Annotated in this window: 21 protein-coding genes; 14 read left to right on the plus strand and 7 right to left on the minus strand. The window is 66.2% G+C overall.

What is annotated here, in order from left to right:
* The first annotated feature begins 80 nt into the window (after positions 1-80).
* Genes urtB through ACFQZZ_RS27750 form a run of 5 tightly spaced genes read left to right on the plus strand, consistent with a single transcriptional unit; the run spans position 81 to position 4,403 of the window.
* The gene (urtB, locus tag ACFQZZ_RS27730; protein WP_378686603.1) at positions 81-965 is read left to right on the plus strand and encodes an urea ABC transporter permease subunit UrtB; all 885 of its coding nucleotides are present in this window, start codon (positions 81-83) and stop codon (positions 963-965) included.
* A complete protein-coding gene (urtC, locus tag ACFQZZ_RS27735; RefSeq protein WP_378686605.1) occupies positions 962-2,131 on the plus strand; it encodes an urea ABC transporter permease subunit UrtC in 1,170 nt (389 codons plus the stop codon). The genes urtB and urtC overlap by 4 nt, the downstream gene beginning before the upstream one ends.
* Positions 2,131-2,976 carry an urea ABC transporter ATP-binding protein UrtD gene (gene urtD / locus ACFQZZ_RS27740; protein WP_378686607.1) on the plus strand — a complete coding sequence of 282 codons (846 nt, stop codon included), beginning with the start codon at positions 2,131-2,133 and terminating at the stop codon, positions 2,974-2,976. The genes urtC and urtD overlap by 1 nt, the downstream gene beginning before the upstream one ends.
* Positions 2,969-3,661 (plus strand): urea ABC transporter ATP-binding subunit UrtE, encoded by a 693-nt coding sequence (gene urtE, locus ACFQZZ_RS27745; protein ID WP_378686609.1) that lies wholly within the window; start codon positions 2,969-2,971, stop codon positions 3,659-3,661. The genes urtD and urtE overlap by 8 nt, the downstream gene beginning before the upstream one ends.
* A gap of 10 nt (positions 3,662-3,671) precedes the next feature.
* Positions 3,672-4,403: a GntR family transcriptional regulator gene (locus ACFQZZ_RS27750; RefSeq protein ID WP_378686611.1), complete on the plus strand. Its 732-nt coding sequence runs from the start codon at positions 3,672-3,674 to the stop codon at positions 4,401-4,403.
* Between the two features lie 126 nt (positions 4,404-4,529).
* On the opposite strand, the gene ACFQZZ_RS27755 is transcribed toward ACFQZZ_RS27750, so the two are convergent.
* Positions 4,530-5,420 carry a nuclease-related domain-containing protein gene (locus ACFQZZ_RS27755; protein WP_378686613.1) on the minus strand — a complete coding sequence of 297 codons (891 nt, stop codon included), beginning with the start codon at positions 5,418-5,420 and terminating at the stop codon, positions 4,530-4,532.
* On the opposite strand from ACFQZZ_RS27755, the gene ACFQZZ_RS27760 reads away from it, so the two are divergent.
* Positions 5,404-5,625, plus strand: coding sequence for a hypothetical protein (locus ACFQZZ_RS27760; protein WP_378686615.1), 222 nt, complete (start codon positions 5,404-5,406; stop codon positions 5,623-5,625). The genes ACFQZZ_RS27755 and ACFQZZ_RS27760 overlap by 17 nt on opposite strands.
* Before the next feature lie 117 nt (positions 5,626-5,742).
* Complete coding sequence (locus tag ACFQZZ_RS27765; RefSeq protein WP_378687134.1) at positions 5,743-6,276, plus strand: carboxymuconolactone decarboxylase family protein; 534 nt, start codon at positions 5,743-5,745, stop codon at positions 6,274-6,276.
* Positions 6,277-6,291: 15 nt separating this feature from the next.
* On the opposite strand, the gene ACFQZZ_RS27770 is transcribed toward ACFQZZ_RS27765, so the two are convergent.
* On the minus strand, positions 6,292-7,077 hold the full coding sequence (locus ACFQZZ_RS27770) for a TetR/AcrR family transcriptional regulator (RefSeq protein ID WP_378686617.1): 786 nt from the start codon (positions 7,075-7,077) through the stop codon (positions 6,292-6,294).
* Between the two features lie 144 nt (positions 7,078-7,221).
* On the opposite strand from ACFQZZ_RS27770, the gene ACFQZZ_RS27775 reads away from it, so the two are divergent.
* The gene (locus ACFQZZ_RS27775; RefSeq protein WP_378686619.1) at positions 7,222-7,599 is read left to right on the plus strand and encodes a VOC family protein; all 378 of its coding nucleotides are present in this window, start codon (positions 7,222-7,224) and stop codon (positions 7,597-7,599) included.
* A 58-nt stretch (positions 7,600-7,657) separates the two neighbouring features.
* Here the strand turns inward: ACFQZZ_RS27775 and ACFQZZ_RS27780 are convergent, their stop codons facing one another.
* Positions 7,658-8,509 (minus strand): SDR family oxidoreductase, encoded by an 852-nt coding sequence (locus ACFQZZ_RS27780; RefSeq protein WP_378686621.1) that lies wholly within the window; start codon positions 8,507-8,509, stop codon positions 7,658-7,660.
* Positions 8,510-8,608: 99 nt separating this feature from the next.
* On the opposite strand from ACFQZZ_RS27780, the gene ACFQZZ_RS27785 reads away from it, so the two are divergent.
* Both ACFQZZ_RS27785 and ACFQZZ_RS27790 read left to right on the plus strand, forming a co-directional pair.
* Positions 8,609-9,007 (plus strand): winged helix-turn-helix transcriptional regulator, encoded by a 399-nt coding sequence (locus tag ACFQZZ_RS27785; RefSeq protein ID WP_378686623.1) that lies wholly within the window; start codon positions 8,609-8,611, stop codon positions 9,005-9,007.
* Between the two features lie 85 nt (positions 9,008-9,092).
* Complete coding sequence (locus ACFQZZ_RS27790) at positions 9,093-9,509, plus strand: PPOX class F420-dependent oxidoreductase (RefSeq protein WP_378686625.1); 417 nt, start codon at positions 9,093-9,095, stop codon at positions 9,507-9,509.
* 54 nt (positions 9,510-9,563) lie between these two features.
* Here ACFQZZ_RS27790 and ACFQZZ_RS27795 read toward each other — a convergent pair whose 3' ends face one another.
* The gene (locus ACFQZZ_RS27795) at positions 9,564-10,265 is read right to left on the minus strand and encodes a polysaccharide deacetylase family protein (protein WP_378686627.1); all 702 of its coding nucleotides are present in this window, start codon (positions 10,263-10,265) and stop codon (positions 9,564-9,566) included.
* 114 nt (positions 10,266-10,379) lie between these two features.
* Positions 10,380-11,780 (minus strand): dihydrolipoyl dehydrogenase, encoded by a 1,401-nt coding sequence (lpdA, locus tag ACFQZZ_RS27800; protein ID WP_378686629.1) that lies wholly within the window; start codon positions 11,778-11,780, stop codon positions 10,380-10,382.
* 182 nt (positions 11,781-11,962) lie between these two features.
* On the opposite strand from lpdA, the gene ACFQZZ_RS27805 reads away from it, so the two are divergent.
* Positions 11,963-13,045, plus strand: coding sequence for an AraC family transcriptional regulator ligand-binding domain-containing protein (locus tag ACFQZZ_RS27805; protein WP_378686631.1), 1,083 nt, complete (start codon positions 11,963-11,965; stop codon positions 13,043-13,045).
* Between the two features lie 151 nt (positions 13,046-13,196).
* On the plus strand, positions 13,197-14,237 hold the full coding sequence (locus tag ACFQZZ_RS27810; RefSeq protein ID WP_378686632.1) for an NADP-dependent oxidoreductase: 1,041 nt from the start codon (positions 13,197-13,199) through the stop codon (positions 14,235-14,237).
* Between the two features lie 70 nt (positions 14,238-14,307).
* Here ACFQZZ_RS27810 and ACFQZZ_RS27815 read toward each other — a convergent pair whose 3' ends face one another.
* Entirely contained in the window at positions 14,308-15,285 is a 978-nt protein-coding gene (locus ACFQZZ_RS27815; RefSeq protein ID WP_378686634.1) for a dipeptidase, read from the minus strand.
* Positions 15,286-15,560: 275 nt separating this feature from the next.
* On the opposite strand from ACFQZZ_RS27815, the gene ACFQZZ_RS27820 reads away from it, so the two are divergent.
* Together ACFQZZ_RS27820 and ACFQZZ_RS27825 are read left to right on the plus strand one after the other, a co-directional pair.
* Positions 15,561-15,974, plus strand: coding sequence for a hypothetical protein (locus tag ACFQZZ_RS27820; protein ID WP_378686635.1), 414 nt, complete (start codon positions 15,561-15,563; stop codon positions 15,972-15,974).
* A 41-nt stretch (positions 15,975-16,015) separates the two neighbouring features.
* Positions 16,016-18,079, plus strand: a complete 2,064-nt coding sequence (locus ACFQZZ_RS27825; protein ID WP_378686636.1) for a prolyl oligopeptidase family protein — start codon at positions 16,016-16,018, stop codon at positions 18,077-18,079.
* A gap of 112 nt (positions 18,080-18,191) precedes the next feature.
* On the opposite strand, the gene ACFQZZ_RS27830 is transcribed toward ACFQZZ_RS27825, so the two are convergent.
* Positions 18,192-18,677 carry a luciferase family protein gene (locus ACFQZZ_RS27830; protein ID WP_378686638.1) on the minus strand — a complete coding sequence of 162 codons (486 nt, stop codon included), beginning with the start codon at positions 18,675-18,677 and terminating at the stop codon, positions 18,192-18,194.
* Positions 18,678-18,679: the final 2 nt, after the last annotated feature.

The raw sequence follows: 18,679 nt of genomic DNA on the forward strand, positions 1-18,679 counted from the left end.
GTCGCTCGAAATGGTCAGCGCCGGTGCGGGTTTCGTCGAGGGGACGCGACCCGCACCGGCAGACACCGTTAGGAACCTCTATGGACGTGCTGATCGGCCAGCTCTTCACCGGGCTGAGTCTGGGATCAATTCTGTTGCTCGCCGCGCTCGGCCTTTCGCTGACCTTCGGTCAGATGGGCGTGATCAACATGGCGCACGGCGAGTTCATCATGGCCGGCTGCTACACGACTTATGTTGTGCAGAAGGTGTTCTCGTCGGCAGGCGTATCGCTCGTCGTGTCGCTGCTGATCGGCTTCCTCGTCGGCGGCCTGCTCGGCGCCGCGCTCGAGATGGGCCTGATCCGCTGGATGTACGACCGGCCGCTGGACACCCTGCTCGTCACCTTCGGTGTCGGCTTGGTGCTGCAACAGCTGGCCCGCGATATCTTCGGCGCACCGGCCAAGAACGTGCTCGTCCCCGAATGGCTCGGCGGCGGCATCACCATCATGGGCGCGGTGGTACCGAAGACCCGCATCTTCATCCTCGTCCTCGCGATAGTCGCGGTGACCACGCTGGCCACGGTACTCAAGACGACCCCGCTCGGCCGCCGCGTCCGCGCGGTCGTGCAGAACCGCGGATTGGCCGAGACCAGTGGCGTTTCCAGCCGCGTGACCGATATCAGCACGTTCTTCATCGGCTCCGGTCTGGCCGGTGTCGCGGGCGTCGCGCTCACCTTGATCGGCTCGACCAGCCCCACCATCGGACAGAGCTATCTGATCGACGCCTTCCTCGTGGTGGTGATCGGCGGTCTCGGCCAGATCAAGGGCACCGTCATCGCGGCGTTCGCGCTCGGTCTGCTCAATTCCTACATCGAATACTCGACCACCGCGTCCATCGCCAAGGTGATCGTCTTCGTCATCATCGTGATCTTCCTGCAGGTCCGGCCGCAGGGCCTGTTCACCGTCCGGACAAGGAGTCTGGCATGACCACACTCGCACAACGGTGGCGCGCACACTCCTCGCTGACCGCGCTCGGCGGCTTCGCCGTCGCCGCGATCCTGCTGTTCGCGGTCGCACCCGCCATGCTCAGCGACTTCCGGCTGAACCTGCTCGCCAAGTTCCTGTGCTTCGCCATCGTCGCGGCGGGGATCGGATTGGCGTGGGGCCGTGGCGGAATGCTCACCCTGGGTCAGGGCGTGTTCTTCGGCATCGGCGCCTACATCATGGCGATGCACCTGCAGATGGCCGACGCGGCCAGGCTGCACAATGACGTGCCGGAGTTCATGGAGATCGCGGGCATTCGCGAATTGCCCTCGTTCTGGAAGCCTTTCGCCTCCGGCCCGGTCGCGCTGATCGGCATCCTGGTGCTGCCCGCGCTGGTCGCGGCCGCGCTCGGGTACGGCGTATTCAAGCGCCGGGTCAAGGGCACCTACTTCGCCATCCTGAGCCAGGCGCTCGCCGCCGCGCTGGCGATCCTGCTCACCGGCCAGCAGAAGATCGGCGGCTTCACCGGCCTCTCGGACTTCCGCGCCTTCTTCGGGTTCAAGCTCTCCGATCCGGCCAACCGGCAGATGCTGTTCTTCATCGCGGCGGGCACGCTGCTCGTGGTTGTCGCGCTGGTTCGCCAGCTGATGCGCAGCCGCTACGGCGAATTGCTTGTGGCCGTGCGTGATCAGGAGGAGCGCGTGCGCTTCCTCGGCTACGACCCGGCCAACGTCAAGATCGTCGCCTATGTCGTCGCGGCCTTCTTCGCCGGTATCGCCGGCGCGCTGTTCACCCCCATCGTCGGCATCATCTCCCCCGCCGACATCGGTGTCGTGCCGTCCATCGCGTTCATCATCGGCGTCGCGATCGGCGGCCGCACCACCCTGCTCGGCCCGGTGCTCGGTGCGATCGGCGTCGCGTGGGCGCAGACCGCGCTTTCGGAGGAGTTCCCGTCCAGCTGGACCTACCTGCAGGGCGTGCTGTTCATCGTGGTGGTCGGTTTCATCCCGGCCGGTCTTGCCGGTGTGTGGCCGATGGTGAAGGGCGCGCTGGACGGCAGATTCCGCCGAACCACGCCGAAGGCGCCCGCCGAACCGGTTCCGGTGACGGCGAGTACCGCGCTGCCCGACGTCGACGCGGCACTGGTCGAGGAGAAGGTGAAGTCCTGATGACCGAGACAACACACGAACCGAAGCTCGGCGGCAATGCCGGAATGTCGAGCGAGTACCTCGAAATCCGCGGCCTCTCGGTCGCCTTCGACGGCTTCAAGGCCGTGACGGACGTGGATCTCACTGTGCTGCAAGGTGATCTGCGCTTTCTCATCGGTCCGAACGGCGCGGGGAAGACCACGCTCATCGATGCGATCACCGGGCTGGTGCCCGCCACCGGATCGGCGCAGAAGTCCGGCGTCGAACTGCTCGGCAAGAAAGTGCACCAGATCGCGCGGCTCGGCATCGGCCGAACCTTCCAGACGGCAAGCGTTTTCGAACAGCTCAGCGTGCTGCAGAACCTCGATATCGCCGCGGGCGCAGGCCGCTCGGCGCTGACCATGCTGCGGCGGCGCAAGTCGGTGCTGCCGAGTATCGAAGAGGCGCTGGAGATCACCGGCCTCGGCGAGCTGCGCGACAAACCGGCGGGCGTGCTCGCGCACGGGCAGAAGCAGTGGCTGGAGATCGGCATGCTGCTGGTGCAGAACGCGTCGGTGCTGCTGCTCGACGAGCCGGTCGCGGGTATGAGTGCCGAGGAGCGTGCGGAGACCGGAAACCTGTTGCGCCGCATCGGTGGCGAACGCATCGTCATCGTGGTCGAGCACGACATGGATTTCATGCGCGCGTTTGCCACCTCGGTAACGGTGCTTGCCGCGGGCAAGGTGCTCAGCGAAGGCACGGTCGAGCAGGTTCAGGCCGATCCGAAGGTGCAGGAGGTCTACCTCGGAACGGCGGCGGCCATCGGCATGGACGAAGCCATCGAAGAGAGCTCCACCGAAGCGAACAAGGAGTCCGCCGATGCTTGAACTCGTCGATATCCACTCCGGTTACGGCCGGACCGAGGTGATCCACGGAGTCTCGGTGGCCGTTCCGGACGACAGCGTCGTCGCGATCATGGGACACAACGGCGCGGGCAAGACCACTCTGTTGCGCACCGCTGTCGGTTTGATCGGTACCAAGTCGGGTCAGATCAAGTTCGACGGCGAGGCGATCACCAAGATGTCGCCGTCGCGGCGGGTGAAGCGCGGCATCGCGTATGTGCCGCAGGGACAACAGAGTTTCCCGCAGTTGACCACCGCGGAGAACCTCCAGGTTGTCGCCGACGGCCGCAAGCGCGGCAAGGCGCTGATCGATGAGTCGCTCGACCTGTTTCCGGCGCTGCGCGAGTTGCTGACCCGCAAGGCGGGGCTGCTTTCCGGTGGCCAGCGCCAGCAACTGGCGATCGCGCGGGCACTGATCACCGAGCCGAAGCTGCTCATCCTCGACGAGCCCACCGAGGGCATCCAGCCCTCGGTTGTCGCCGAAATCGAGCGCACCATCATCGATCTCACCCAGCGTGGTGGCTTGAGCGTGCTGCTTGTCGAACAGCACATCGGCTTCGCGCTGCAGGCTGCGCAGCACTATTACGTCCTGCAATCCGGACGCGTGACCTCCGATGGCGCGGGCGGTGCGAGTGCGGAGACCGCGGTCCGCTCGGCGATGGCGATCTGAGCTGGCCGCCGTGACGCGCAGGGGGCGAGTCCCGCTGAGCGAGAGGGTGTATCACTCGCTGCGGCGAGACTTTGCCACGGGAGCGATCGTGCCTACCGAACGGCTCGGCGAGGAGAGGCTCGCCGAGATCTACGGTGTGTCGCGCACTCCGGTGCGGGAGGCGCTCGCCCGACTGCAAGCCGACGGCCTTGTCGAGCGGCACGCCGACGGCCTTTACCCGTACCGGCCGCGGATCGAGGAGCTGGACAACCTCTACGAGCTGCGGACAGTGTTGGAAACCAGGGGCATTCAGCGCATCCTCGATGTCGTCCACGCCACCGAACGGGTGGAGCGCAGCTTCGACCCCCCGCCCGCACACGATCTGTCACTGGTGCGCGCAGAACTCGACAAGTGGCGCGGGATGCTCGACGAGCCACCCGAACCCGGCCCGGCACTGGTTGCCGACGACGAGCAGTTCCACACGACTCTGCTTGCCGCAGCCGGCAATACGGCGCTTGCCGACGCGCTTACCGGCGTCTACGTCCGGGTGCGCCCGGTCCGCACCTTGGATCTGCCAACCCCCGACCGCATTGCCACCATGACCGCCGAACACATCGCCATTGCCGAACAACTCCTGTCCGGCAACCCCGACACCGCCCTCGGCACACTCACCGCCCACATCGACAGCTCACGAGCCCACGTCCTTTCTCGCGCCCAACAGGCCCTCGACCTCACCAAACTCGCCCGCGCCGTGCGCGATTGACGCCTCGCCGAACCGGTTCGTCAACCATCCGGTCGACCTGGCCGAGGGCTCTCGGCTATGCGACCAGCGCGCTGCTGCCTCCAGGATCACCTGCCGACCCGGGACAGCCGAAGCGGATTCGAGTGATCAGCAATCCGGCTGGAGGGGCCAGCATTCGACCGGGCGATACGGCGGTGGTGAGGGCTCCGAGCTCGATGACGACCCGCTGCCAGGGTCGGGGTGCGCGCGACCGGAGTCGTGTGCGATACCGCTGATGACGGCTCCGAGTACGACGAGTAGTCCGATGACCGCAAGGGCGACGACGACCCAGGAGGCAATGCTCTGACGTCGCGTCGGTTCGCCGGGGATCGCCGCGACGCGCGGCGGTTTGGCCTCAGGCAACCCGAGCGGGTTCGCCTCGGGCGCCACCGCGTCGAAACCGTCGGCGATGAGCTCGGCGCGTGAGGGGCCACTGTCGGCACCAAGCGCTCGGCACGCGGAGAAGACACGGTCGGCGGTCCAGTCGCGCGGCCCGGCAGAGAAGCTTTCCAGGTATATGCGCAGTTCTGTCGCATCGCGAGCATTGGCGGCGAGAATGTCGATGCCGGGACGCAGGTTGGTGCGCGCCGGACGCACCACGACGCCACGGAAGGGAACCAGCACCACCGCACCGCACACATGGCCGGGGTCGAGCAACGCCCGCTCCAGCCTGCTCTTCACCGCGTACACCGCGTGCTCCAGCTGGTCCGATGGGCTGACCGTGCCCTCGTCGTCCAGGTCGACCGGCGCGTCGCTGATCGTCCACGGCCCGTCGCCAGGAACATTGAGGATGCCGCTCTGGCGCCGCCGGAAGCCCCTGACCTCGATCACCGTGATCCCGCGTGCGGTGAAAAGCACCGCGTCGACCTGCCGGGCCCCGTTGTCGCCCACCTCCAGATCGATCACCGCGAGGCAGGTCGTCGGAAACAACCGCAGACTCTCGACGAACTCCTGTTCGGCCCCGGAAAGAGTCGCTCCGGTCTTGATCTTCACCAGCATCGCGTTTTCCCTGCCCGCCTATATCGGATCGACGCGGACCTCCCGCCGCACGACCGCGCCGGTACTGATGATGACGCGCTATCACCCCGAAAACCACCGGAAACCGAAGAGCGCCAGGAAGAACACGCCGATGCAGACCGGATGGTCGCGTTGTTTTTCCGGATCGGTGTCGACCAACCCCACCGGTTTGGGACACACGCTTTAGTACGCTTCGAATGGGCCCGTCCCCACCGCGGGCCCCGCAACCAAGATCTCCGGCAGCGCGCCGGTGCGCTGCCTATGTGGAGATCTCGGAGGAGGAGGCGCAAGCATGGTTTCGGCGTTGCAACCACGGGTTTCACCTGGTCGGCTCCGGGAGTTGGGTCCCGTCAATTGGGTTGTCTGGCAGGTGCTCTCACGCGCCGCCGGGACCGACGATGCCCATCTATTCAGTACCCTCGGACGCACTAAGGGCCTGTTCCGCGGCTGGCTACACTATTCGGGCAAGCTCATGCCGGGCGGCAGGCTGCCGAGGCATGAGTCGGAACTCGTGATCCTGCGCGTCGCGCACCTGCGCAACTGCGCATACGAGATGGACCACCACATTCGCCTCGGCAAACGAGCGGGTGTCACTCCCGAAATCCTGGATCGCCTCCGCAGCGGACCGTCCGCACCCGAATGGTCGGACAAACACCACACCCTGCTTGCCGCCGTCGACCAGTTGGTGGAGTCTCGCGACATCGACGACACCGTCTGGTCGACCCTGGCCAAGCATTACGACGACCGCAGCCTCATCGAAATCGTCCTGCTCGTCAACCAATACGAGGGCCTCGCCTCGACCATCACCGCCCTGCGCATCCAGCGCGACGGGGTCTGACGGGGACGCTGCCGTTCAACGGTTTTCGATCAATTTCGCCAAACCGTCCAGGACCCGGATCAACCCGAATTCGTAGGCGTGGTCGGCGCTGTAAGCGGAGTCGTGTGCCTGGCCTGCCGCGACGCCCACGCGGGCGGCCAGCGGGTAGCGATCGGCGTCGAACACCCGCTCCAGCACCGGCGCGGCACGCTCCCACCATTCGAGGTCGGTCATCGTGCTGTCGGAGGCTGCTCGGGCGGTGTCGATGGCTATGCGGGCGACCGAGGTGACAAAGCCGAGCACGAAGGTGAGCGCGGCATCCATCTCGACATCGCCGAGCCCGAGGCCGTCGAAGGCACGCAGTTCGTGGTCGTACTTGGCGGCCAGACCGGGGCCGAGCGGCGGACGAGTGGTCGGCAGGTACGCCACCCACGGGTGCAGCGCCAGCAGCGCACGGTTCTCCGCGGCAATCATCGTGACCCGGTCGCGCCACGGCAGATCGGTCAGGTCCGCGCGAGACATGTCGCGATAGACCGTGTCCAGCATCAGGTCGATCAGCTCCGCCTTGCCCGGCACATAGGTGTAGGTGGCCATGGGCGTCAGGCCGAGCCGGTTGGCGACGGCGCGCATGGTGAGTGCGCCGATCCCGTCCGCGTCGGCGATCCCGATCGCGGCGACGACCACGGCGTCCACGCTGCTGCGCTGCTTCGGGCCACGCACGGCGCCCTGGTTCCCAGGAACTCGCCAGAGTAGCTCCAGAGTCCGCACGGGATCGCCCGCGCCGCTGCGCTCCTTCGGCTGCTTGTCCAGGCCGTCGGCCACACCGCCTCCTCAGTTCTGCGGACGTACTGCCCGAGCCTTCGATGGTATCGATGTGACACAGGTCATAGTGCAGCAAGGCGGGGAATTCTCTACAAAGTATAACGTACTTAGTATAGAGATAAAGCGCAGCCCAGAGGAGGGCCTATGAACATCACCGCTTCCGCCATCTCGCTCAATGTCGCCGACCCACAGGCGTCGGCACAGTTCGCCATCGACCACCTCGGGTTCACCGAGCGGATGTCGGCCGACGGATTCGTGTCGCTGGATCGGCCGGACGCAGGCCTGAACCTGATTTTTCTGCGGACCGGGCTGGAGACCTTCAAGCCCATGAGCGCGGCGGGCAGCGCCAGTGACGGCCTGCTCGTCGTATTCGTCGTGGACGACATCGACACGGAGTACGCGCGGCTACAAGCCGAGGGGGTGCCGATCGTGACGCCCATCGAAACCGAGGAATGGGGCGAACGCTACTTCCAGATGAGCGATCCGAACGGGATCATTCTGCAGCTCGTGCAGTGGGTGTGACCGGTCCATTCGGCGGACACTGCCGCGAGCGAGCCGCGACAGTGTCCGCCGGGGCCGGTCAGGCGAGAGCGGTGCGGAACACCTCGACCGCGGGCGTCGAGGCGCGGCCGATCAGTTTCTGCAGGTCGCCGCTGTCCACGTCGAGAATCCCCGAGGCGATTCCGGCGTCCGCGTCGGCCAGCGCCGCGGCGTAGCCCGCGTCGAGACCCGCCTGCTCGAGCGCGGCGCTGTAGTCCGCCTGCGACAGGTTCCGGTAGCGCACCGGCTTACCCGACGCCTCCGAGATCACCTGCGCCAGTTCGGCATAGGTGAGACGCTCGTCGCCGCCCAGTTCATAGACCTTGCCCTCGTGCCCGTCGGTGGTGAGCACGCGCGCGGCCGCCTCGGCGTAGTCGGCGCGCGCGGCTCCCGCCACCCGGCCCTCGCCCGCCGCACCGTGCAACACGCCGGTGTCGACCGCGTGCCCGAGCCCGCCGAAGTAGTTCTCCCAATACCAGCCATTGCGTAGTACGGCATGCGGGACAGCCGATTCCGCGAGCACGGCCTCGGTTCCCCTGTGCTCCTGCGCCAGGATCAGCGAGTTCTCGGTGGCACGCGGAATGCTGGTGTAGGCAAGAAGTTTCACACCGGCCCGCTCAGCGGCCCGAATGACATTGGTGTGCTGGGCTACTCGTTGGCCGAACTGGTTGCCGGAGATGAGCAGCACGCGATCGACGCCGTCGAGGGCGCGGTCCAGCGCGGCCGCGTCGTCGTAACCGGCCTGCCGGACCTCGACGCCCCGCTCGGCCAGATCGGCGACCTTCTGCGGATCACGCACGATCGCGACAACCGGCGTCGACCCCTCACGCAACAGCGCCTCCACCACGAGACGACCCAGGTGCCCGCTTGCTCCTGTTACTGCGACGGTCATGACTACCTCCAAGAGTGTGTACCGATCTGCAAGCACTAACTAATAGTAAGTACTATGCATTTCTACACTACTTTGGTCAAGTTGGGTACCATCGGATTCATGAGTACACAGCGCCTCCAGTCGGTGGACACCGACGATCCCGCGCTGGAAGCCGACGTTTTCGCCAGAAACTGCACGTCACGACCGGTTTTGCAGAACGTGGCCAGCCGCTGGGGCATCCTGGCCCTCGTCGCGTTGCGCGAGGGTTCGTACCGATTCAGCGCGCTGCGCAGGCGCGTCGACGGCGTCAGCGAGCGCATGCTGTCGCAGACCCTGCAGGCCCTCGAGCGCGACGGCATGGTGCACCGCGAGGTCCACGAAACCATTCCGCCCCGCGTCGAATACACCCTCACCGACCTCGGCGCAGACGTTGCCGCACACTTGGAGTCCTTGATCCAAGTGCTCGAAACGAACATGCCACGAGTCCGCGACGCCCAGGCCGCCTACCACCGGGAATGAGGACGGCACCGAGCCGCTGGCGCTCGAACGGCGTGTCGCGCGGCAGCCGGGAACGACCATGCCGGGCGATCGGTTGAATACAGTCATGGAACTCACTGCCGCAATCGATTTCGCCCGCACCATCCCCCGGTCCGTGCTCACCACGATCCGCCGCAACGGCCGTCCCCAGCTGTCCAACGTCCTGCACGTCATCGGCGACGACGGCATCATCCGCATCTCCATCACCGCCGACCGCGCGAAGTATCACAACCTCGTCCGCGACCCATGGGCCGCGATTCACGTAACCCGCCCCGACTTCTTCGCCTACGCCGTCATCGAAGGCACCGTCGAACTCACCCCCGTAGCGGCCGCCCCCGACGACCCCACCGTCGACGAACTGGTCGCCTACTACCGGGCGGGCTCCGGCGAACACCCCGACTGGGACGACTACCGCAAAGCCATGGTCACCGACCGCCGCGCCCTGGTCCGCCTCACCCCAACCCACGCCTACGGCATGCTCTGATCGCCAGCACGTAACCCATTCGCTGACCTCGACAGCCGAGGTAGGTATCGAGTCTCAGCGGGTCAGTAGGTCCGAGACGGTGACGAAACGGTATCCGGCAGAGCGGAGTTCGGACACGATTCGGGGGATGGCGGCCAGGGCGGTGGCGGCGTATTCGTGCATGACATGGAGCAGGATGATGGATCCTGGGCGGACCTGGCGGACGGTCTCGGCGACAATGTCGTCGGTGCTCGCGTCTTTGCCGGAATCGGGTTCGACGTCCCAGGTGACCGTGGTGCGGTCTTGGTCGGACAGGTACTTGGGTAGTGTCCAGAGCTTCTTGCCGTAGGGCGGGCGGAATGTAATCGGGCCCTGGTAGCCGGTTTTCGCGATTTCGGTGTCGGTGCGTTCCAGCTCGTCGCGGACGGTGCCGGAGGAGACCAGGACCATTCGGCGGTGACTGTAGGTATGGTTGCCGATCTCGTGCCCTGCCTGGGCGATTGCCTTGCCGTGCTGCGGGTTAGCGGCCAGGTCGCCGCCGACCAGGTAGAAGGTGGCCGGAACTGTAGCCTCCGCAAGGACTTTCAATACGTCGGGGGTCTTGGCGGTCGGGCCGTCGTCCAGGGTCAGCGCCACCACCTTCTCGGTGGTATCGACCCGGTTCACCAATCGACCCGCGAGTTGGTGCGTCCGCGAATTCATCAGGAAGTAGCCGCCGATCGCCAGCGTCACCACCACGACGAGTACCAGTGCGCCACCGATCAACCACCTACGCATCCGACCTGTATAGCAGCCGGGTAGCCGCGCTACCAGCGACCGCGGCTGCGCTGAAACGGCGGTGGCCGGTCCGCCGAAGCGAACCGGCCACCGTCACGGCGCGGCGTGAACCGATCAGAAGTTGATCATGTGGCCGCCGAGGCCGTGGAAGGCTTCCTGCAGCGCCTCGCTCAGGGTCGGGTGGGTGTGGACGTTGCGGGTCAGCTCGTTGACCGTCAGGTCCCACTTCTGGGCGAGGGTGAGTTCCGGCAGCAGCTCGGAGACGTCCGGGCCGATGAGGTGGCCGCCGAGGAGTTCGCCGTACTCGGCGTCGGAGACCAGCTTGACGAAACCGGTCGGGTCACCGAGGCCGTGCGCCTTGCCATTGGCGGTGAACGGGAAGGTCGCGACCTTCACGTCGTAACCTTCGTCGCGGGCCTGCTGCTCGGTGAGGCCGAAGCTGGCGACCTGCGGCTGGCAGAAGGTGGCGCGCGGCATCATGCGGTAGTCACCGAGGGTGAGGGTCGGTGCGCCCGCGATGGTTTCGGCGGCGACGACGCCCTGGGCCTCCGCGACGTGGGCGAGCTGAAGCTTCGCGGTCACGTCACCGATGGCGTAGATGTGCGGCACGTTGGTGCGCATGTTGTCGTCGATGGCGATGGCGCCACGGTCGAGCGCGACTCCGGTGTTCTCCAGGCCGTAGCCCTCGACCCGGGGCGCGAAGCCGACGGCCTGCAGCACCTTGTCGACGGTGACGGTCTCGACCGAGCCGCTCTTGTTGTCCTTGATGCTGACGGTCACCTTGGCGCCGTCGTCGTCGATGGACTGCACGGCCGCACCGGTGGTGATGGTGACGCCGAGCTTCTTGTACTGCTTGGTGATCTCCTTGGAGACGTCCACGTCCTCGTTCGGCAGGGCGCGGTCGAGGAACTCCACGATGCGCACGTCGACGCCGTAGTTCTTCAGGACGTAGCCGAACTCCATACCGATCGCGCCCGCGCCGACGATCAGGATCGAACCGGGCAGGTCCTTGGTGAGGATCTGCTCCTCGTAGGTGACGACGTTCGCGCTCAGCGAGGTGCCGGGCAGCAGCTTGGTGACGGTGCCCGTGGCGATGATCGCGTTGCCGAAGGTGATCGTCTCGGTGCCGCCGTTGGACAGCGCGACCGAGAGGGTGTTCGCGTCGGTGAAGGTGCCCTTACCGTCGAACTCGTCGATCTTGTTCTTCTTCATCAGGAAGTGAACGCCCTTGACGCGGCCGTCGGCGACCTTGCGGCTGCGGTCGAACGCGACGCCGAAGTCGAAGCTCACCTCACCGGAGATGCCGAAGGTCTTGGCTTCCTTGGTGAAGATGTGCGCCAGTTCTGCGTTGCGCAACAATGCCTTGGAGGGGATACAGCCGACGTTGAGGCAGACGCCGCCCCAATACTTCTGCTCGACGATCGCGGTACGGAGGCCAAGTTGTGCCGCACGGATGGCGGCGACATAACCGCCAGGACCGGCACCGAGAACGACAACGTCGTAATGGGAAGTCACGCCACCGAGCCTAACTCCGCCGCCAGGACTTCACTCACCGGTCCCCCGCAACGGTGAGAAGCACGGCACATCGACCTGGCAGATCTTCGGCGTGAACAAAATGAACGGATCCCGTGGCGGTCGGAAGCTGTCGGTCGCGGCGGCGGTGTGACCGACCCCGGCCCGCTCACTACTGTGGACTCGTGGCAGATCGCGGAGTGGGTTTCGATGATCCGCGCACCGCACAGCGATCGGTGCCACTGGCTCTCGACCCGTTGGACGAGACCGCATCGACCCATCTGATCCGGTTGGTCCTCGCTGAGGCTCGGCGCGCGGGTGTCGGCGCCGAACAACTCGCGGCCGTGCACGGCATCGACGACGCGGCACTGGCCGGGGAGCTCAACCGGATTCCGCTGCGTTCGCTGGTTCGGCTGTGGGAGTTGCTCGCCGGTGCGAGGCCGGGTCCGGGCGCCGGTGTCGCGGTAGCCGATGCCGCGCCGCTCGGCACCCTCACCACCTGGGACTATCTCGTCACCACCGGGCCGACACTGGCCGATTCGCTGCGCGCGGCCCAGCCGTATCACCGCCTGGTGACCGCAGCAGCCGAAGGCTTCGACCTGCATCACGACGGCGACCTCACCGTCGGATTTCGCACCACCGCGGGTGATCCGGCGGTCGCGGCCGTTGTCAACGAATACGTGCTCGCCTACTACCTGCGGCGGGCCCGAGAGGCCACCGGCCGCAGTGTGATCCCGACCCAGGTCACCTTCGGTCATGCCGCGCCACGCGATCACACGGCACTCACCGACGCCTTCGGTACCGACCGCATCGAATTCGACGCACCCGCCGACACCATCACCTTCACAGCCGCGGACGCCACCGCCCCGCTGCCGCGCAACGACCCGATGCTGGCGGACCTGCTGCGCAGCCATGCCGATCTGGTGCTGGCCACGGCGCGCCCGATCTCCGGTCCGCTCGACGCGTTCCGCATCGCGGTGGCCGCCGCGATCGCCGACGGCGACCCGTCGCTCGCCGCGGTCGCCCGCAGGCTGGCGGTCAGCCCGCGCACCCTGCAACGCCAACTGTCCGAGCAGGGCACCACCTGGCGGCACGAGTTCGACCTCGTTCGCTACGAACAAGCGAAAACCCTACTGGGAGAAGGCCGTTTGACCACCGCGGCCATCGCGGGGCGGCTCGGGTTCACCGACGATCGCGCCCTGCGCAAGGCGGTCCAGCGATGGAGCGGTTCATCGCCGTCACGGCTGCGGGCCGCGGGCGTCCATTAGCCGCCGAACCGGGCTGTTTCACCAGGTCACAAAGGTGGCACGTTTGGACCGGTCGGTGGCATCGGAGGACCTGGGAACCGGGTCCGCGAGTCCATAACGTCTTCGGTACCGGATCGACACGGTTCGGATCGACCGAAGAAAAGGCAGTGTCATGCAGACCGTCACCACCCAGAACGACGTCCAGACCCTCCCACGCACCTCGCGGGAGATCCGGTTGGCCGCGCGGCCGACCGGCGCTCCGACAGCCGAACACTTCGCGCTGGTGCAGCGGCCGATTCCGGAGCTGGCCGACGGGCAGATCCTGGTTCGCAACACTTGGATGTCGGTCGACCCGTATATGCGTGGCCGGATGGACGACCGCCCCTCCTACATCCCGCCGTTCCAGCTCGACACCGCGCTGGAGGGTTCGGCGCTCGGCGAGGTGATCGCCTCACGCAGCCTGGACATCCCCGTCGGCACGACGGTCTCGCATTTCGCGGGCTGGCGCGAGTACGCGGTGCTCGATGCCGCGACCGCCACCCCGATCGCGCCGGAACTTGCCGCGGCGCATCACTTCTTGGGCGCACTCGGCACCACCGGCCTCACCGCGTACGCGGCGCTGACCGACGTGGCGCCGATCCAGCCCGGCGACACCGTCTTCATTTCCGCCGCGGCAGGCGCGGTGGGCAGCGTCGCGGGACAGATCGCCAAGGCGCTCGGCGCCGGCCGTGTCATCGGCTCCGCGGGCGGACCGGCCAAGACCAAGCTGCTGCTCGACGAATTCGGCTACGACGCCGCCATCGATTACCGAGCGGGCGACCTGGCCGGGCAGCTCGCGACGGCGGCGCCCGGCGGCATCGATGTATACCTCGACAGCGTGGGCGGCGAGCAGCTGCGCGTCGCGGTGGAGGCCATGCGGCCCAAGGGCCGGATCGCGCTCGTCGGCGCCATCAGCGGCTATAACGGTGAAGCCGCCGAGGTACAGCCCGATCTGTACAAGGCCGCCACCAAGGAGCTTTCGCTACGCGGCATGCTGGTGAACAGTTACTTCCCGATCTTCGGCGAGTACATCGGCAAGGCAGCGGGCTGGCTGGCCGATGGCACCATCCGCACCAGGGAGACGGTCTACGAAGGACTCGAGCAGGCCCCCGCCGCCTTCCTCGGTGTCCTGTCCGGTGCCAACACCGGCAAGATGCTCGTCCGCCTCGGCTGACCAGGCCGAATAGGAGCCGCTGGGATGTGTGGCGCGACCGTTCAGCGGTCGCGCCACACCCGTCTGCGGGTCAGTCGCGCCAGACCTGTCGTGCGATTCGGGCGAAGTTTCCGCCGAATACCGCAGCGCGATCGGTGGCGCTGAAACCTCGGCGCGCCAAGATCTCGTCGAGGCCGGGTAGTTCACTCAGTCCGAGTAGGTCCTCGGGCGGAACCCATTGCAGTGGACCCCATTTGGTGTAGGCATCGGAGAACGCCGCCGGGTTGCTCAGCAGTTCATGGTTGAAGTCCGCGGCATCGAACGAATAATCCGAGCCGATGCCGATATGTTCGACGCCGACCAGTTCGACGCCGTATTCGATATGCCTGGCCATCGCTTCCACGCGTTCGGCGCGTTCATCGGGTTCGTTGTGCCCCAGGAAGATTCCCACACCGTTGATGCCGATTACACCGCCGGTGCCCGCACATGCCACTGCCTGCCCGTCGGTGATATTGCGCGGGTGCTTCCACAGCGTGTCGAAGTTGGCGTGGCTGTAGATCATCGGGACCTCGGTGCACGAAGCCAGGTCGAGGCCGGTGCGCCGGGAGCAGTGCGCGCCGTCGACGAACATGCCGATCTCGTTGAGTGTGCGCACCAGGTCACGGCCGTAGGCGGTGAGTCCGGTGTCCTCGGTATCGAGGCAGCCGCCGCCCGCTTCGTTGGCGTGGTTGTAGGCGGGCAGCAGCGAGCGAACGCCGAGGTCGTAGAACACTTCGACGTTGTCGAGCTTCCCGCCGAGCGGACCGGCGTCTTCCAGGTCGAAGGCCAGCGCAATGGTTTCCGCGTCGGCCACGACATCGTCGTAGCCCTGCACCAAACGAAATCGTCTATCCGCCAACGCATCCCGACGGAACTGCCGTGCAAGCGCCAGCGAATCCGCGGTCGATTGCCTGCTGTATCCGATATTCACCGACAGGTAGGACCCGAGCGGATACCGCGCCAACTCCTCGATTCGCGCCGATGGCAGCAGCGGCAGACAGCAATGCTGTTCCCACAGAAATGGAGACAAGCTGGGCTCCTGTTCGCTCGGACGGAAATGCCGATACTACGGAGCCTGATCTTGTGAATACCCGTCGGCCGAGCACCGCGTAACAACATGTCCGATTCGACCGATTTATCGGAATATTTCACCCCTCTGCCGAAGGCGGTGCGGCCATGCGTCGCATAGTGCTCTTGATTGCCTCGATCGCGACTTGCGTAGGCCTCTGGATCATCCCGGGACCGGCCGCCGCGACTCCCTATTGCGGATTCGTCTGGGGTTCGCTCGATAAAGGGACCCCAGCCATGTCCACCGCCCCGATCATCAACATCCGTTCCGGTCGCCACGACTGCTACGACCGACTGGTATTCGATCTCGCGGGTTCGGTCGCGGGCTACCGAGTCGGCTATGTCGACGAAGTCGTGATGGACGCGTCGGGCGCGCCGGTTCCCTTGCGCGGCGGCGCATTCCTGACCATTGTCGTGCTCGCGCCCGCCTACGACAATGCGGGCAACGGCACCTACCGCCCGTCGAATCGGAACGAACTGGTCGACGTGACGGGCTACCGCACCTTCCGCCAGGCGGCATGGGCAGGCTCGTTCGAGGGGCAGACAACAGTCGGACTCGGCGTCCGTGATCGGCTCCCTTTCCGGGTCTTCACCCTCGAAGGCCCAGGTAACGGGTCGCGGGTCATCCTGGACGTCGCGCACTTCTGGTGACCGGGCCACCCTCCTCGGCGCCGCTCGGCAACAATGTGGGCATGAGCGGTGTTGAGCAGAGTGTGAACGATCCGTATCTGTGGCTCGAAGAAGTGACCGATGAGCGGGCCCTGGACTGGGCCCGCGCGCACAACGATGTGGTCGTGGCGCGTTTTGCCGCGTCCGAGCGGTTCACCGAGCTCGAGCGCCGCATTCTCGACATGCTCGACACCGACACCAAGATCGCCTACCCGGGACGGCGCGGTCAGTGGCTCTACAACTACTGGCGTGACGCCGAACACCCGCGCGGGCTGTGGCGGCGTACCACTTTCGCCGAGTACGCCAAGGACGCACCCGACTGGGACGTGCTGATCGACGTGGACGCACTGGCTACCGCCGAGGACGAGAACTGGGTGTGGGGTGGCGCCGCGGTGCTGCGACCGGAGCAGTCCCGCGCACTCATCAGCCTGTCGCGCGGTGGGGCCGACGCGAAAGTCGTGCGCGAATTCGATATCGAGAAGCTGGAATTCATCGATCCGGCCGACGGTGGTTTCCACCTGCCGGAGGCGAAATCGGAATTGCGCTGGATCGATATCGATTCGGTGTATGTCGGTACCGATTTCGGTCCGGGCTCACTGACCGATTCCGGTTACCCGCGGATCGCCAAGCGCTGGCGGCGCGGCACCCCGCTCACCGAAGCGGAGACGGTATTCGAAGGTGAAGCGGGCGACGTCGCGGTCTCGGCAGGCTACGACCGCACGCCCGGATATGAACGGCATTTCGTCGGACGTGCCACCGACTTCTTCAACGAAGAGGTGTACCTGCTCGAAGACGACGGCAGCCTGCGGCATCTCGACGTGCCCACCGATGCCAGCGAATCCTGGTACAAGGATTGGCTGCTGATCCGGCTGAAGTCGCCGTGGGAGGTAGGCGGAACGCGCTACCCCGCGGGCGCGCTGCTTGCCATCGACTTCGAGAAATTTCTTTCCGGCGCAAGGGAATTCGAGGTGATTTTCACGCCGGACGCGCACACCTCGCTGCACGGCTACGGCTGGACCGAGAACCATCTGCTGCTGATCACCCTCGAGGACGTGCAAACCAAGCTGTACGTCCTGACTCCGGGGCCCGACGGCTGGACCGAGGAGCCGCTGGCCGACACCCCGCCCATGGCCACCACCAGCGTGATGAATCTGGACCCGCTCGAGGGCGGCGACGAGTTCATGCTGACCACAAGCGGATTCACCAATCCCGCGACGCTGCTCGCCAGCGCGGTCGGTGGCCAGACCGAACAGCTCAAGCAGGAACCGGGCTTCTTCGATGCAGCCGGCATCGAGACCGAGCAGTTCTTCGCCGAGTCCGACGACGGAACCATGGTGCCGTACTTCGTGATCCGCCATCGTGACCGCAAGGGCAGCCCGGGACCGACGGTGATGTCGGGCTACGGCGGCTTCGAGGTGTCGCGCACCCCCGCCTACAGCGGCGCCTCCGGTATGGGCTGGCTGGAGCGCGGCGGCACCTGGGTGATGACCAATATCCGCGGCGGCGGCGAATACGGCCCCGAGTGGCACACCTCCGTGCAGAAGGCCAATCGGCACAAGGTGTACGAGGACTTCTCCTCCATCGCCAAGGACCTGGTGGCGCGCGGCATCACCACCGCCGACCAGCTCGGCGCGGTGGGCGGCAGCAACGGCGGCCTGCTCATGGGCGTGATGCTGACCCGCTACCCGGAACTGTTCGGCGCCATCGTCTGTCAGGTGCCGCTGCTGGACATGAAGCGCTATCACCTGCTGCTGGCCGGAGCTTCGTGGATGGCCGAGTACGGCGACCCGGACAAGCCGGAGGAATGGGAGTACATCAGCAAGTACTCGCCTTACCAGAACGCCAGCGCCGATATCGCCTATCCGCCGATCCTGCTCACCACCTCCACCCGCGACGACCGTGTGCACCCCGGTCATGCCCGCAAGATGGCCGCGCTGCTCGAGGAGCAGGGCCACACGTTCTGGTACCACGAGAACATCGAGGGCGGCCACGGCGGTGCGGCCGACAACAAGCAGTCGGCGTTCCAGGCCGGACTCATCTACGAGTTCTTCACCCAGATGCTGATGGAGGGTGGCAAAGCCCGCTGACCAGCGAGAAACCAGCGCGCGCCGCAACCGCCGACAGCGATCACTTCGAGATCGGGCTGACCGCCATGCTCGACGGATTCGGCACCCACCTCGACTGAAATACCGGCGTAGCTCAGCCTTCGGTTGCCTGCCGCCACGAAGCATCCAAAACAGCTGTCGCCAAGGCAAGTTCGTCCACATCACGGGGCGCGTAGAGCATCACGATCGTGTCCGGCCATTGCGGGCGCAACGTGATCGGATGCGGCTCGACCCAACCGGCACCGATCAGCGGTGCGATGATCGGCCGTGGCACGGTCAGATGCATGAACCCGGTGCGGTGAATGTGCCCGAACTCGTCCGGGCTCGGGTACAGGAACGCCTCCCACGGCCCGCGTGGATCGTGTAGTCGAAGCGCCAGCGAAGCCGGCTCGGACACCTGGCTCGGACCGGTGAACACACCCGGCAATGCCGTGGCGTGCCCGACGAGCGCGGCGCGGAGCTGCGGCGGCGAGAACTGATCGAGCTGGTCGTGCGGAATCTCGCGCCCGGTGGTCGTCGGCCGAGGTCCGCGGCGGCGTGGCGGAGTGTGGAGATCGACCGTCTGGTGCTGCACTGTCACGG

Origin of the sequence: Nocardia sp. GCM10030253 (genome assembly GCF_042675075.1) — a bacterium.
GTDB lineage: Bacteria > Actinomycetota > Actinomycetes > Mycobacteriales > Mycobacteriaceae > Nocardia.

Excerpts from the sequence above, each read along its gene's own strand:
- ACFQZZ_RS27810 (WP_378686632.1), top strand. The coding sequence starts at position 13,197 with ATGCAGACCGTCACCACCCAGAACGACGTCCAGACCCTCCCACGCACC.
- urtC (WP_378686605.1), top strand. The coding sequence starts at position 962 with ATGACCACACTCGCACAACGGTGGCGCGCACACTCCTCGCTGACCGCG.
- ACFQZZ_RS27785 (WP_378686623.1), top strand. The coding sequence starts at position 8,609 with ATGAGTACACAGCGCCTCCAGTCGGTGGACACCGACGATCCCGCGCTG.
- ACFQZZ_RS27775 (WP_378686619.1), top strand. The coding sequence starts at position 7,222 with ATGAACATCACCGCTTCCGCCATCTCGCTCAATGTCGCCGACCCACAG.
- ACFQZZ_RS27780 (WP_378686621.1), bottom strand. The coding sequence starts at position 8,509 with ATGACCGTCGCAGTAACAGGAGCAAGCGGGCACCTGGGTCGTCTCGTG.
- ACFQZZ_RS27820 (WP_378686635.1), top strand. The coding sequence starts at position 15,561 with ATGTCCACCGCCCCGATCATCAACATCCGTTCCGGTCGCCACGACTGC.
- ACFQZZ_RS27755 (WP_378686613.1), bottom strand. The coding sequence starts at position 5,420 with ATGCTGGTGAAGATCAAGACCGGAGCGACTCTTTCCGGGGCCGAACAG.
- urtE (WP_378686609.1), top strand. The coding sequence starts at position 2,969 with ATGCTTGAACTCGTCGATATCCACTCCGGTTACGGCCGGACCGAGGTG.
- ACFQZZ_RS27795 (WP_378686627.1), bottom strand. The coding sequence starts at position 10,265 with ATGCGTAGGTGGTTGATCGGTGGCGCACTGGTACTCGTCGTGGTGGTG.
- urtD (WP_378686607.1), top strand. The coding sequence starts at position 2,131 with ATGACCGAGACAACACACGAACCGAAGCTCGGCGGCAATGCCGGAATG.
- ACFQZZ_RS27825 (WP_378686636.1), top strand. The coding sequence starts at position 16,016 with ATGAGCGGTGTTGAGCAGAGTGTGAACGATCCGTATCTGTGGCTCGAA.
- urtB (WP_378686603.1), top strand. The coding sequence starts at position 81 with ATGGACGTGCTGATCGGCCAGCTCTTCACCGGGCTGAGTCTGGGATCA.
- ACFQZZ_RS27790 (WP_378686625.1), top strand. The coding sequence starts at position 9,093 with ATGGAACTCACTGCCGCAATCGATTTCGCCCGCACCATCCCCCGGTCC.